We start from the raw sequence: 13,765 nt of genomic DNA on the forward strand, positions 1-13,765 counted from the left end.
TCAGACTTCCTCCCCACGGGTCACGGTCGGGGGGAGTTCAGGGCTGCGGGGCGCCCGGTGGTCGAGCGCCTCTCGCAACTGCGCCCGGCCACGATGGATCCTGCTGCGGACCGTGCCCAGCTTCACGCCGAGCGTGGCCGCGATCTCCTCATACGACAGGCCCTCGATGTCGCACAACACCACCGCGGCCCTGAACTCGGGCGCGAGCGCGTCGAGCGCGGCCTGGATGTCGGGCTCGAGATGCGCGTCGTCCCACGCCTGGGCGGGAGAGGGCTCCCTGCCGCTCAGCCGCTCGGCGGCGTCGTCGGCCAGGCCCTCGAAGCGGATGCGCTGCTTCCTGCGCGCCGTGTCGAGGAACAGGTTCGTCGTGATCCTGTGCAGCCAGCCCTCGAAGGTGCCGGGTGTGTAGCTCGACAGGGACCGGAAGACCCGGACGAAGACCTCCTGCGTGAGGTCCTCCGCGTCGTGAACGTTGCCGGTCAGCCTGTAGGCCAGCCGATACACGCGGGCGGAGTGTGTCCGCACCACTTCCTCCCAGGTGGGAGGAGTCCATTCAGACACATCTGACACGCGAGGATCGGCCTGGTGGTCGCTTTCGTCCACCAGCACTCCTCTCCTTGGGACCACCGTCGCTACCGCCATAGTGCCTGGTTTCGTCCCTTCGTGCGCACTGCCTGCCTTCAGGACCGGCAAAGCCCGTTTAAACCTGCAACGCGTTAGGCGCGACCAGAGTTCCCGTCCCGGCGTGTCTCCCCTAGGCTGCGATCGGTGACCAATTGCACGGAAGTGGGGAGGAGAGGCCGATGACCAGCCCGGTAGAGGCCACTCTGGCCTATGCGGAGCAGTTCCATCATGAGGATGAGATTCTGCACGCGGCGCGGCAGCGCGGCCAGGAGATGGGCGCGCCGCCCATCCTTCCCGGAGGCGGTGCCGCGTTGTGCTTCCTCGCCACGGCGCTCAACGCGCGCTCCGTCGTGGAGATCGGCACCGGGTGCGGCGTGTCAGGGCTGTGGCTGCTGCGCGGCATGCGCCCCGACGGCACGCTGACCAGCGTCGACGTCGAGCCCGAGCACCAGCGCCTGGCCCGCCAGACCTTCGCGGACGCCGGCTTCTCCGGCGGCCGGATCCGGCTGATCACCGGGCGCGCGCTCGACGTGCTGCCCCGGCTGTCCGACGGCGGGTACGACCTGGTGTTCGCCGACGCGGCCAAGCAGGAGTACGCCGACTACCTGGCCGAGTCGGTGCGGCTGCTGCGCGTGGGCGGGATCGTGGCCTTCGACAACGCGCTGTGGCACAACAGGGTGGCCGACCCCTCCCAGCGCGACCCCGACACGGTCGCGGTGCGGGAGCTGGGCAAGCTCGTGCAGGCCGACGACCGCCTGCGGCCGCTCATGATGCCGTTGGGCGACGGGCTGCTGGCCGCCATCAAGATCTCCGTCTGAAGGGCGGCCAGCCCCTCGGCGGAGGGCTCAGCGGCGGGTGAGCCAGTCGAGCAGGACGCGGACGCCGAAGCCCGTGGCGCCCTTGGTGGTCGTGCCCTCGTCCACCGTGCTCCTGCCGACCCCTGCGATGTCGAGGTGCGCCCACGGCCGCTTGCCGGTGAACTCCCTCAGGAACAGCGCCGCCGTGATCGACCCCGCCCCGAAGCGCCCGCCGAGGTCGGCGTTCTGCATGTCGGCGATCGGCGAGTCGAGCGCGGGACGGTAGTCGTCGATCAGCGGCATCCGCCACAGCCTGTCGTCGGTGGCCTCCCCCGCCGAGACCAGTGCCTGCGCCAGGTCGTCGTCGGTGGCGTAGACGGCGCCGATGTTGCGGCCGAGCGCGACACTGATCGCCCCCGTGAGGGTGGCGATGTCGACCATCGCGTCGGGCTCGAGCACGGCGTCGGCGTAGGCCAGGGCGTCGGCCAGGACCAGGCGCCCCTCGGCGTCGGTGTTGGTCACCTCGACCGTGGTGCCGCCGTAGTGGGTGATGACGTCGCCGGGTCGCTGCGCGGTGCCCGAGGGCATGTTCTCGGCCGCCGCGATCAGCCCCGTCACCCGCACCCGAGAACCGAGCGTGGCCAGGGCGCCCATGACCGCGATGACGACGGCGCCGCCCGCCATGTCGGTCTTCTGGGTCTTCATGTTGTCGGTGGGCTTGAGTGACAGGCCGCCCGAGTCGAACGTGATGCCCTTGCCGACCAGCACCACGTGCTCGTCGTAGGAGTCGGGGGTGTAGGACAGCTGGATGAGGCGGGGCGGGTGGACGGAGCCCTGGCCGACGGCGAGGATGCCGCTGAACCCGTCGGACCTGAGCGCCTCCTCGTCCCACACCTTCACCTCGAGCCCTTCGACGGCGGCCTGGTCGGCCAGCCACGCGGGGGTCTTGGTCGAGGACGGGGTGTTGGCCAGGTCACGGGCCACCGCCACGGCCTGCGCGACGGTCTCGCCCCGCCGTACGGCCGCCTCCTCCGCGCCGACGAAGGCCACGGCGGCGACCGGCGGCTTGCCCTGGGGCGCGCCGATCTTGAAGGTGTAGGTGGCGAGCAGCGCGGCCTCGGCGAAGACGGAGGCGTCACCCGAGGGGACCACCACGGTCAGCTCGGCCCTGCCCTTGGCCCTGCGGGCGAGCGCGGCGGCGGCCTTGCGCAGGGAGCGGGGCGAGCCGTCGCCCACGCCGTAGAGCAGGAGCACGCCCACCGAGTCGCCGCGGGTGACGGGGACCTCGACGATCTCGCCTGCCTCGCCCTTGGCCGCGTGGTGCGCCATCAGGGCCGCCACCGGCACCGGCAGCTCGACCCGCGGGTTCAGCGCCGAGTCGTACGGCACCGCGAGCAGTTCGGCGTCCGCGGGCGCCTCGGAGAGCACAGACGTCGTCGTCTGGATGGGCACGGGAGAATCTCCAAACGTGATCGGCCCCGGCGGAGAGACGCCAGGGCCGTTCGATCAGGTGGTTGAGCCGGCGTCAGCCGACAACGTTCTTCAGCGCTTCGCCTAGCGCCTTCGCCTCGTCGGCCGAAATCTCCACGACGAGCCGGCCGCCACCCTCGAGCGGGACCCGCATGACAATGCCGCGCCCTTCCTTGGTGACCTCCAGCGGACCATCACCGGTCCGCGGCTTCATCGCCGCCATGCGTGTATCCCTTCCTGCCATGGACTCCGCGGTTGCGATCAACGACCGCCCCGGGTGGGTGGCCGACGCATTCACGTCTTCTGTGATGTCCTATTCTCCCGCATCGGAGTGCCAAATGGGTAACGATCTCCTCCCAGCATCCGTTGTCCAGGGTCGCGAAGACGTCCAAACTGGTGCTCGTGAACGCACGCGCGGCGCTGTTCGACCTCTACGGGGACCACCTGCGTTCCCGTGGCGGGAAGGCCTCTGTCGCCGCCCTGGTCAGACTGCTCGCCCCCCTGGAAATCGCCGCTCCCGCCGTGCGGACGGCGGTTTCGCGGATGGTCAGGCAGGGCTGGCTGGACCGGGCCAGACTGCCCCAGGGGCCTGGGTACGTGGTCACGCCCAAGTGCGTCAGACGCCTGGACGAGGCCGCGCTGAGAATTTACCGAGCTGGAACGATCAAGTGGCACGGCCGTTGGCACCTGATCGTCCTGGAGCCCGTCAGGGAGCGGGCCAGGAGGGAGCGGCTCCGCGCCGATCTGGCCTTCCTCGGCTACGCGCCGCTCTCGGAGACCACCTGGGTGGGTCCGCGGCCCTCCCCCGAACTCGATCCGCTGCTGGCCAACGAGCACATCCGCGCCGACAGGTTCGAGGCCGTCCTCGACGGCGACCCCCGCGAGCTGGTGGCGAGGGCCTGGGACCTCGACTCGATGGGCCGGGCCTACGAGCAGTGGCTGTCCGACGCGCAGGAGCTGGTCGGCGGGCTGCCGGACGGCGCGCCTGACGCCCAGGTCTTCGCCACCAGGAGCAGACTGCTGCACGGCTGGCGCAACTTCCTGTTCCGTGATCCGGGGCTGCCCGCCGAGCTGCTGCCGCCCGGGTGGCCCGGCGAGAAGGCCAGGGCCTTCTTCGAGCAGGAGGCCGCCCGCCTGATGCCGTCCGCCGCCGCCTTCGTCGACAAGGAGCTGTTGTGATCCGTTACGACGTCACCGATGCCGTCGCCACCGTCACGCTCGACCGGCCAGAGGCGATGAACTCGCTGACCGTGGAGGTGAAGACGGCCCTGCTCGGCGCGCTGCGCGAGGCGGCCGCCGCCGACGCCGTCAGGGCCGTGCTGATCACCGGCTCGGGCCGGGCCTTCTGCGCGGGACAGGACCTGCGCGAGCACGCGGCGAACCTGGAGGAGGGCCGTGGCCTGGCGGGAACCGTGCGGGCGCACTACAACCCGCTGATCTCGCTGATCACCGGCATGGACAAGCCCGTCGTGGCGGCGGTGAACGGGGTGGCCGCGGGCGCGGGCGCCTCCCTCGCCTACGCCTGCGACCTGCGCGTCGCCTCCGAACGGGCCAAGTTCGCGATGGCCTTCTCCGGCATCGGGCTCGCGCCCGACTCCGGCGCCTCCTGGACGCTGCAGCGGCTGGTCGGCCAGGGCCGCGCCGCCGAGCTCCTCCTGCTGGGCGAGCCGCTGGACGCGGCCCGCGCGCTGGAGCTCGGGCTGGTCTCCAGGGTGGTGCCCGAGGACGAGCTGCTGAAGTCCGCCCACGAGCTGGCCGTACGGCTGGCGGCCGGGCCCACGAAGGCGTACGCGGCGACCAAGCGGGCACTCCACTTCGCCGCGTCCCACTCCCTGGAGGAGGCGCTGGAGCTGGAGGCGGACCTGCAGGACGCCCTCGCCGCCACGGACGACCACCTGGGCGCCACCCGCGCCTTCCTGGCCAAGGAGCGTCCCTCCTTCACCGGCCGCTAGAGGAACAGCTCCACCACCGGGACCGCCACGTCGGGCCTGGTCACGGGCAGCTGCAGGATGAGCGTGTCCACGGGCACGCCCCTGAGGTAGGCGTGGCCGGGCTCGTGCGGGTCGACCTCCAGGACGCGCACCTCGGAGGCGTCGTGCAGGAACTGGGCGTACTTCACCCTGCCCGCCAGTCCCGCGAGGTGGACGTGCTTCATCGGCCAGTTCAGCAGGTGCAGGTAGAGCCGGTCGCCGCGCTGGGTGTAGCGGCAGTCCTGGGGCGGGGTGAACTCCGACGCGCCCGCGCCGTAGATCGCTCTGCCGTGCAGCCTGGTCCACCTGCCGATCTCGCGCAGCCGCTCGACCGCGCGCGGCTCGAACTCGCCCCGCGCGTTGGGGCCGACGTTCAGCAGCATGTTGCCGCCCTTGGAGACGGTGTCGACGAGCATGCTCAGCAGCAGCTGCGGCGACTTCCAGTCGAGGTTGTCGCGGTCGTAGCCCCAGCTGCCGTTGAGCGTCTGGCACGCCTCCCACGGCAGGTGTCCCGGCACCCCGCCCGGCGGCATGACCTGCTCGGGCGTCATGAAGTCGCCACCGCCGAGGTCGAGCCGGTTGTTGATCATGATGCCCGGCTGGAGTTCGCGGACCATCGCCCCCAGCTCCGCCGAGCGCCACTCGTCGCGGCCCTTGGCTCCCATGCCGCGCCCGGGGTAGGAGAAGTCAAACCACATCGTGTCGATGGGACCGTAGCCGGTGAGCAGCTCGCGGACCTGTCCGTGCAGGTAGTCAGCGTATTTCCGGACATCCCGGCTCTCGTCCTCGCCGAGGTCTCGCTGCGGGTGGTAGAGGTCGATGGGGAACTCGGGATGGTGCCAGTCGATCAGCGAGTGGTAGAGCCCGATCCGCATGCCCCGCGCCCTGAAGGCGTCGAGCATCGGCCGCAACAGGTCCTTGCCGTACGGCGTCGCCGTGGCCTTGTAGTCGGTGAGCGCGGAGTCCCACAGGCAGAACCCGTCGTGGTGTTTGGTCGTGACGACCAGGTAGCGCATGCCCGCGTTCCACGCGTCGTCCGCCCAGACCTCGGGGTCGTACAGGTCGGGGGCGAAATGGTCGAAGTAGCGCTGGTAGTGCGCGTCGTCCAGCTTCTCGTAGGACTTCACCCACTCGTGGCGGGCCGCGGCGGCGTAGATGCCCCAGTGGACGAAGAGGCCGAACCGCGCGTCGGTGAACCAGCTCATCTGCTCTCCAAGCGGGAGGGGGCACGGCCGGGCCGTACCCCCTCGAGGTGCGTTCTTACGGGCTTACGGGTGGACCGAGACTCCGGCGAGCCCGATCCTGCCAGTGCCGGTGCGCTGGATGCGCACGTACCGGGCATCGGCCGCGATCTCTACCAGAGAGGGGCGAAGGACCTTGCCGGTGACGCTCACCCGCTTCGCGTCGGACAGGTCGGCCCGGGTGGCGACGATCACCTCGACGTCGCCGGTGGTCATCGAGGCGTCGTTCCAGATCTCGACCGAGCCGATCCGCCTGACCTCGCCGAGGTCGACCTGCCACCAGGAGCCGGGCTGGCTGAGCGTCCTGGTGTCGGTCGTGGTCGAGCCGTCGACCGCGTGGGCGGCGCCGGCCGTACCGTCGGTGGAGGACTGGGTGGCGGCCCTGCCTCTGGCCAGGTCGGGCACCAGTTGCTCGACCTGACCGCCGGGGGCCGCGCCCGCGGCCGCGGCCACCTGCAGGGCGGCCTCGGGCAGCAGCTCCAGCGCGAGGAAGTTGTCCACCATCTGCGAGCCCCTGCCCGACAGGGCGGGCGCGGTGGTGTCCGTCCAGTTCCCTGTGGCGAGGTTCTGGATGCCGTAGCCGGCCCAGTTCGAGACCCACTTGTAGCCCATGCGGGTCAGCACGTTGCCCTCGACGCGGATGTAACTGCTCTGCTCGTCGAGGTAGACGCCGTTGCCGTCCCGCTCGGTGTTGCCGTAGGCCGAGCGGTTGATGTAGTTCCCCGAGATCACCGTGCCGGGCTGCGGGCCCTGGGTGTAGATCGCGCCGCCGTCGTGCATGTCGAAGGCGACCATCATCGCGTCCACGATCCGGTTGCCGGTGATCCTGTTGTCGCGCATGGCGGGGCGCTGCGCCTCCGGCTGGTTCCATCCCCAGCCGACCGAGATGCCGGAGTAGGGCAGCTTCTCGAGGGTGTTGTGGTCGACCGACAGCTCGCTCTCGTAGCCCGCCCAGACGCCCACCGCGTCGGTGTACTCCACGCCGATGTGGGTGATGGTGTTGCGGGCCACCGTGTTGCGCTCGCCCTGCAGCTCGACGGGCGGGTTGGGCTCGGTGTCGCCGACGTAGACCGCGCCGGAGGACAGGTCGGTGAAGGTGGAGCCGATGACCGCCGAGTCCTTGGTGCCCTTCTCCATGATGATCCCCGCGCCGCCGAGGCGGGCGAAGGAGCTGTTCTCCACCGTGACCCGCTGCCCGCCCCGCACCACGACCGCGGCGGCGGGCTTGGTGTAGTAGCGGCCCGCATGGTCGACGGGGCCGGTGGCGCCGGTCAGCGTGAGGCCCGCCTGCATGCCCGCGTAGCCCTCGTCGGTGTTCGGCTGCAGGTAGGCGGCGTGCTCGAAGGCCAGTCCCGAGACCCTCACCCCGCTCGCGCCCTCGATCCGCAGCAGCGTCTCGTGCGCGGGCGTGATCACGTCACTGAGGTCCTCGCCCGGCCTGGGCAGGTAGCTGACCGTACGGCTGCCGCGGTCGTAGACGAACTCGCCGGGCTGGTCGAGCAGCTCCAGGGCGTTCTCGAAGTAGGAGACCTTGGTGTAGCGGCTGGAGTCGACGGTCGTGGTGTCCCACGCGGGGCCCGTGCGGTTGGTGCCGCTGGCGGAGTTGACCCAGCACGGCTGGACGAACGTGATCAGGTCGCCCTCGACCCTGTCGATCGCGCAGTGGTAGTTGCGCCAGCGGATCCTGATCACCGCCTCGGCGTTGGCGGGCGTCTTCCACGCGGCGATCCCGCTCTTGACGGCGCCGGTCATGCCGGTCTTCGTCGCGTCGCAGACGCTGGCGGGGCAGGCCTCGCCCCGGGCGCGAACCGCCCTGACGCCGCCGACGAACAGTTGCCTGGGCACCACGCCGTCGGGGGCCTGGGCGACCCAGAGACCGCCCTGCTGCTTCCAGCCGGTGATCGGCACGCCGCCCGACAGCACGGGCTCGGCGCCGGGGGCGGCGGTCCAGGTGACGGTGTGCCCGTCCGGCCCGGAGTCGCGCCGGTCGAGCACGAGCGGCTCGGCCATCCGGTAGACGCCGCCGGCCAGGCGGACCTCGATGTCGCGGTTCATGCCGCCCGCGATGGCCTCACGTACCTTGTCCCTGGCCGTCTCCAGGGAGCAGGGGTTGGTCTCGTTGCAGGCGTGGCCCGTGGCGTCGGGGGCCGCGTGGTAGACCTTCGTGGTGGGTTCCGCGGCGTGCGCGGTACCCGTCAAGGGGAGCGAGAGCAGGGCGGTCAGGGCGAGCAGGCGTCTCATGAGATCTCCAGAGGGGGGTTCTTCTCGCCGTAGAGCCAGGCGCGCAGGAACGCGTCCAGGTCGGCCCGGTGGGTGGTCTGCGCCGCGTGCGCGATGAAGTCCTCGGTGGAGGCGTTGCCGTCCTTGTTGCGCTGCACCCAGCGGCGCATGACCCGGTCGAAGTCGGCCTCGCCGATCTCCTTCCTGAGGGCGTAGAGCACCAGCGCGCCGCCGTCGTAGATGTTGTAGCCGCCGAGGCCCTTCGGCCTGCCGGGCGGGCCGTCCTTGGCGCGGACCGCGTCGAGCTTGCCGTAGACCGTCCGCATCTTGTCGGCGAGCTTCTCGCCGCCCTTCTCCTCGGCCCACACGGCCGCGTAGTAGACGGCCGGGCCCTCGTTCAGCCAGGCGTCCTGCCAGGTGGCGGGGGTGACCGAGTCGCCGAACCACTGGTGGACCAGCTCGTGGATCATCGTGTTGGAGTAGGTGGGCCTGGTGAACCAGCCGGTGCCGAACAGGGAGAGGGTCTGGTTCTCCAGGGCGTCGGTGTAGCCGGGGTAGATGTGCACGCCGTAGGTGGAGAAGGGGAAGCGGCCGAACCTGGCCTCCGCCCACTCGATCTGGCCCGCGGTCTCGGCGGCGATCGGGCCGTACTTCTCCTCCTGGCCCTGCGGGACGACGTGGCGCAGGGGCAGGGCGTGCGGGCCGGTGCCGTACAGGTAGGTGCCCTTGACCACGGCCAGCCCGAGCAGCTCGGGCGGCATCGGCTCGCGCTCCTCGAACCGCCAGACGTCGCCGTCCTTGGCGGCCAGCTCGCCGTTGGCGGTGGCGACGTACCCCTCGGGCACCTTCACCCTGAACGTCCAGGTGGCCTTGTCGGAGGGATGGTCGTTGACAGGGAAGAAGGTGTCGGCCCTGCTGGCCTGCGCGGCGGCGGCGAACCCGCCGTCGGGGCCGAATCGCCAGCCGGTGAGGCCGGCGCGCGGGGCCTTGCCGTTGCCGCGCAGCCGCACCTCGGCGGTGAACGGCCGGTGGTTCCGCAACGGCTCGGCGGGGGTGACGGTCAGCTCCTGCCCCGTGCGGCCCTGACCGAGCGCCCACGTCGCCGGGCGGCCGTCGACGGTGACCGACTCGATGGTGTGACCGTCGGTGTCCAGATTGAAGGACGACAGGTCCTGGACGGCCGTGGCCGTGATCGTCACGGCGGTGGTGAAGTCGTAGGTGACGGGTGTGAAGTCGAAGGAGACGTCGTAGTGGCGGACGTCGTAGCCGCCGTTGCCGAGATCGGGGAAGAGCGGGTCGCCGAGGCCGGGCGCTCCCGGCGACGGATCGAAGCGGTCGGCGTGCGCGGGCGGGGCGAGGGCTCCGGCCGCCAGGGTGACGGCGGCCAGCGCCGCGATGGTTCGCTTCATGGGGGGTCTCCGTAATAGAGCTGACGGGGAAGAGGTGTCGCTCAGCCGACGCCGCCGTTCTTCTGGATGACGCTCTCGAACTCGGCGCGGATCTTGTCGCCGCCCTGGGCCTTCCAGTCCTTGACGAGCCGGTCGAGGTCCGACACGGGGGCCCGTCCCGCGATGATCGAGGTGACCCTGTCGGTGCGCATCGTGAAGAGGGACTCGTACCTGTTCTCGCTGGTGGGCGAGAACAGTCCGGCGGTGGGGTCCTCGACGCCGACGGCGATCATCTTGGCGAGGGCGTCGTGGACCAGCTTCACCGCCTCGCTCGACGAGGAGTCGAAGACCGGCTGGGTCGGGGCGCCGAGGAACTTCCACGGCACGGTGGTGTCCTTGGCGCCCTGCTCGGTGAGGACGGGGTTGCCCTTGTCGTCGCGGGTGTGGTCGGTGTCCGCGACGCCGTACTGGATGAGGGTGTACTCCTCGCTGCCGAACGGCGCGGCGAAGAAGTCGACGACCCGCAGGATCTCCTTGACCTTGGCCTCGTCGGCCTTCTTCACGAAGTTGGTGGCGAAGACGATGTTGTTGAGATAGGCGGTCGCCTTCCCGCCGATGGGCACCATCGGGCGCGGGTCGGCCTTGGGGTCGATCTTCTTCTGCGTCTGCAGGTAGCCGACGGGCCCGAGGAAGGCGGGCATGCCGTCGTAGGTCATCGCCGCGCGCCCCGCGTTGAACTCGTTCTTGCGCTTGAGCGAGTCGAAGCCCTCCGAGCCCGGGTAGATGACGCCGGCCTCGCGCAGCTTGCGGGTGTACTCGACCGCCGCCCTGTACTCCTCGGTCTCGATCTGGTGCGTCAGCTTGCCCGTCGCCTTGTCGAGACGCCACTCGTAGGGGCAGCCGAAGAGCTGGCCGAAGATCGTCAGGCCGTACGCGGCGCCGGTCGCGGTGACCAGGCCCCAGCGCTTCTCCTTGGGGTTGGTCACCGCCTTGAGCGCCTCGAAGAGGCGGTCAAGGTCGGAGAGCTCGGTCAGGTCGCCGACGCCGGCCGCCGCGAACAGGTCGGCGCGGTAGAAGCCCATGCCGCCGACCAGGTTGCGCGGGATCGGGATGCCGTAGAGCTTGCCAGCGACGATGCCCTGCTTCCAGAACACCTGGGGGATGGCGGCCAGGTTCGGGTACTCCTTGACCGCGTCGCCGCTGAGGAACGGAGTGAGGTCGGCGCACTGGCTGGCCACGAAGGCGGGCAGGTTGTTGACGCCCTGCGTGGACACGTAGGGGAAGACGTCGGGCAGGTTGCCGCCGGCGACCATGGTGTTGAACTTGGTCGGCCAGTCGGCCTCGGGCACGATCATCAGCTCGGCCCTGCCGCCGAGTCGCTTCTCGATCTCCTGCCACGCCGCGTTCTGCTCGCGCGGCGGAGGCGGCGGCAGGAAGGTCTTGGACGCCATCGTCACCGTGCCACCCGACATCGGCGGCTTGGCCACCGACTTGAACAGCTCCTTCGGATAGGTGAAGTACCCCTCGGGCACCCCCGCCGCCGTGCCGGGCAGGTCGGGCTTGGCCGCGCCGGACAGCGGCACGTAGGCGGGCAGCTTGACGGTCAGGCCCTGGGCCTTGGTGGCGGGAGCGCTGCCGGCGCCCCCGCCGCAGGCGGCCAGCAGCGGGGAGAGGGCGGCGCCGGCCGTGGCGGTCGCGCCGAGGCGGAGGAGTCCGCGCCTGGACAGGTTCATGGTCTTCCTTCGGGGGTGGGGGGAGCTCAGCCCTTGATCGCGCCGGTGAGGACGCCCTTGGTGAAGTAGCGCTGCAGGAAGGGATAGACGAGCAGGATCGGGACGATGGCGACGACGAGCACGGCCATCTGGATCGCCTGCACGGGAGCGGGGGCCTCGGTGCCCACGGCGCTCTCCAGCGTGCGGCCCTGCAGGATGAAGGTGCGCAGGATGTTCGGCAGCGGGTGCCGGTCCGAGTCGTCGATGTAGAGCAGGGCGTTGAAGAAGTTGTTCCAGTAGGCGACCGCGTAGAACAGCGACACGACCGCGATCACCGCCTTGGACAGCGGGAGCACGATGCGCACCAGGATGCGCAGGTCGCCCGCGCCGTCCATGCGGGCGCTCTCCAGCAGCTCGCTCGGCAGGTTCATGAAGAACGAGCGCAGCACGACCAGGTTGAACGCGCTGACCAGGCTGGGCAGGACGAGCGCGCCGAAGCTGTTGAGCAGGCCCAGCTGGTTGACCAGCAGGAAGTTGGCGATGATGCCGGGATTGAACAGCATGGTGAACAGCGCGATCATCAGGATCCACTTCGATCCGGTGACCTCGCGGCGGCTCAGGCCGTACGCCATGCAGATCGTGACGGTGACGCTGGCCAGCGTGCCGAGGCCGGTGACCAGGACGCTGATGAGCAGGGCGCGGGTGACGGTGCCGCCGTCGAAGACGGCGCGGTAGGCGTCCAGCTGGGGGGCGGTGGGAAACACGACGAAACCACCGCTCTTGGCGATCTCAGACTCCGAGGAGAAACTGGTGCTCAGGACCCCGACGAACGGATAGATCACCAGCAGCGTGATCGCGGTGATGATCACCGCCTTGAGGGCCACCCCGAGCCTGGAGGGCCGCTCCATCCAGGCGGGACGGTCACTTGCTCGCATTGCGGTACACCCCCTCGTGGCCCAGCAGGTGCGCCACCTTGTTCGCGCCCAGCACCAGGGCGGCGCCGACGACCGCCTTCACCAGCCCGACCGCGGCCGCCGGACCCCACTGGCCGTCCTGGACGCCGTTGAAGTAGACGAAGGTGTCGAGCACCTCGCCCGACTCGGGCCCCACCGCGTCGCGCTGGAGCAGGATCTGCTCGAACCCGACCGACAGGATGCTGCCGAGGTTGAGGATGAGCAGCAGGATGATGATCGGCGTGATGCCGGGCAGCGTGACGTGCCAGAGCCGGCGCCAGCGGCCCGCGCCGTCCATCGCGGCGGCCTCGTACAGCTCGGGATTGATCGACAGCAGCGCGGCCAGGAAGATGATCGTGCCCCAGCCGCAGTCCTTCCAGATGACCTGCAGGGTGACCAGCAGGGGGAAGGCGTCGGGGTCGGTCATCATGTCGTAGCGCGGCAGCCCGACGCTCTCCAGGAAGTCGGGGAGCACACCCGCGCCGCCGATGACCTGCTGGAAGATCGAGACGATGATCACCCAGCCGATGAAGTGCGGCAGGTAGACCACGCTCTGCACGAACCTGCGCACCTTCTCGCTGATCACGCTGTTGAGCAGCAGGGCCAGCGCGATGGGGGCGGGGAAGAAGAGCACCAGCTGGGTGAGCGTGATGCGCAGCGTGTTGCCCACCGCGTCCCAGAACCGGGGGTCGCCCAGCATGGTCGCGAAGTTCTGCAGGCCCACCCACTGGCTGTCGAGGAAGCCGATGTAGGGCTGGTAGTCCTGGAAGGCGGCCACGTAGCCGAAGAGCGGGACGTAGTGGAAGACCAGGAAGTACACCAGGCCGGGGAGGGTGAGCATGAGCATCACCCGGTCCCGCCAGAGCCGTTTCCACAGCGGGAGTCGCCTGGGCGCGGCCGAGGAGGTTTCGGGCTTGGTACGGCTGGCCGTGCCGGGCCCGACGGCTTGCAGGGGTGTCGTCATGCGTGGTCCTTCCGGTTGGCGTGACCGTAGTAAGCGCTTTCTCGTCCCGTCAAGGGGTTGGGCGGGGTGGGTTTTCGGCACTTGACGTTTGTTCAGGTGAGGGCCTAGCGTGCGGCCCAGGATCTTCGTAGTACGCGCTTACTATTGAGTTGAGATCTTCGGCCGTGGGTTCGCGGATCACCGAGACCTCGCGCCGGCGGGCCTCGGAACCTCGAGCCCGCGGACGCATGGGTCCACGGGTCCCGGATCGACGGGAGCGCGGTCTCACGGGCACGCGGCCCCACGGGAACCCACGGGAACCCACGGGAATGCGAGTCCGAGACCGCGGGAACGAGGGCTCGAATCGTCCGGATCCACGGGAGCGCGGGTTCGGGTCCCAAGGGACGCGGGTCCCAGGGATTCCGGGTTGCGGGTGGATGTGATGGC

General features: G+C 70.1%; 12 protein-coding genes. 3 read left to right on the forward strand and 9 right to left on the reverse strand.

Translation table 11 applies throughout. The features are described from left to right. Positions 1-642 (reverse strand): RNA polymerase sigma factor SigE, encoded by a 642-nt coding sequence (gene sigE, locus H4W81_RS30050; protein WP_192777897.1) that lies wholly within the window; start codon positions 640-642, stop codon positions 1-3. Between the two features lie 161 nt (positions 643-803). On the opposite strand from sigE, the gene H4W81_RS30055 reads away from it, so the two are divergent. Continuing rightward, positions 804-1,442, forward strand: coding sequence for an O-methyltransferase (locus H4W81_RS30055; RefSeq protein ID WP_192777898.1), 639 nt, complete (start codon positions 804-806; stop codon positions 1,440-1,442). A gap of 27 nt (positions 1,443-1,469) precedes the next feature. Here H4W81_RS30055 and H4W81_RS30060 read toward each other — a convergent pair whose 3' ends face one another. Together H4W81_RS30060 and H4W81_RS30065 are read right to left on the reverse strand one after the other, a co-directional pair. After that, complete coding sequence (locus H4W81_RS30060; RefSeq protein ID WP_192777899.1) at positions 1,470-2,873, reverse strand: leucyl aminopeptidase family protein; 1,404 nt, start codon at positions 2,871-2,873, stop codon at positions 1,470-1,472. A gap of 73 nt (positions 2,874-2,946) precedes the next feature. Then, positions 2,947-3,114: a DUF3117 domain-containing protein gene (locus H4W81_RS30065; RefSeq protein WP_020545024.1), complete on the reverse strand. Its 168-nt coding sequence runs from the start codon at positions 3,112-3,114 to the stop codon at positions 2,947-2,949. Positions 3,115-3,293: 179 nt separating this feature from the next. Between H4W81_RS30065 and H4W81_RS30070 the strand changes: the two genes are divergently transcribed. Both H4W81_RS30070 and H4W81_RS30075 read left to right on the forward strand, forming a co-directional pair. Further along, on the forward strand, positions 3,294-4,070 hold the full coding sequence (locus H4W81_RS30070; protein WP_192777900.1) for a PaaX family transcriptional regulator: 777 nt from the start codon (positions 3,294-3,296) through the stop codon (positions 4,068-4,070). Beyond that, positions 4,067-4,843: an enoyl-CoA hydratase-related protein gene (locus tag H4W81_RS30075; RefSeq protein WP_192777901.1), complete on the forward strand. Its 777-nt coding sequence runs from the start codon at positions 4,067-4,069 to the stop codon at positions 4,841-4,843. Before H4W81_RS30070 ends, H4W81_RS30075 begins: the two co-directional genes overlap by 4 nt. Here H4W81_RS30075 and H4W81_RS30080 read toward each other — a convergent pair. From H4W81_RS30080 to H4W81_RS30105, 6 genes are all read right to left on the reverse strand, one after another. Continuing rightward, positions 4,840-6,066 (reverse strand): alpha-L-fucosidase, encoded by a 1,227-nt coding sequence (locus tag H4W81_RS30080; RefSeq protein WP_192777902.1) that lies wholly within the window; start codon positions 6,064-6,066, stop codon positions 4,840-4,842. The two genes, H4W81_RS30075 and H4W81_RS30080, sit on opposite strands and share 4 nt — an antisense overlap. Before the next feature lie 63 nt (positions 6,067-6,129). Continuing rightward, on the reverse strand, positions 6,130-8,343 hold the full coding sequence (locus H4W81_RS30085) for a galactose-binding domain-containing protein (protein ID WP_192777903.1): 2,214 nt from the start codon (positions 8,341-8,343) through the stop codon (positions 6,130-6,132). Then, complete coding sequence (locus H4W81_RS30090) at positions 8,340-9,731, reverse strand: M1 family metallopeptidase (protein ID WP_192777904.1); 1,392 nt, start codon at positions 9,729-9,731, stop codon at positions 8,340-8,342. Before H4W81_RS30090 ends, H4W81_RS30085 begins: the two co-directional genes overlap by 4 nt. Positions 9,732-9,772: 41 nt before the next feature. Next, positions 9,773-11,443, reverse strand: a complete 1,671-nt coding sequence (locus tag H4W81_RS30095) for a type 2 periplasmic-binding domain-containing protein (protein WP_192777905.1) — start codon at positions 11,441-11,443, stop codon at positions 9,773-9,775. Between the two features lie 26 nt (positions 11,444-11,469). Next, the gene (locus tag H4W81_RS30100) at positions 11,470-12,357 is read right to left on the reverse strand and encodes a carbohydrate ABC transporter permease (RefSeq protein WP_225958854.1); all 888 of its coding nucleotides are present in this window, start codon (positions 12,355-12,357) and stop codon (positions 11,470-11,472) included. After that, positions 12,344-13,339, reverse strand: a complete 996-nt coding sequence (locus H4W81_RS30105; RefSeq protein WP_225958855.1) for an ABC transporter permease — start codon at positions 13,337-13,339, stop codon at positions 12,344-12,346. The genes H4W81_RS30100 and H4W81_RS30105 overlap by 14 nt, the downstream gene beginning before the upstream one ends. Positions 13,340-13,765 lie beyond the last annotated feature (426 nt).

Source organism: Nonomuraea africana (genome assembly GCF_014873535.1).
Classification (GTDB): domain Bacteria; phylum Actinomycetota; class Actinomycetes; order Streptosporangiales; family Streptosporangiaceae; genus Nonomuraea; species Nonomuraea africana.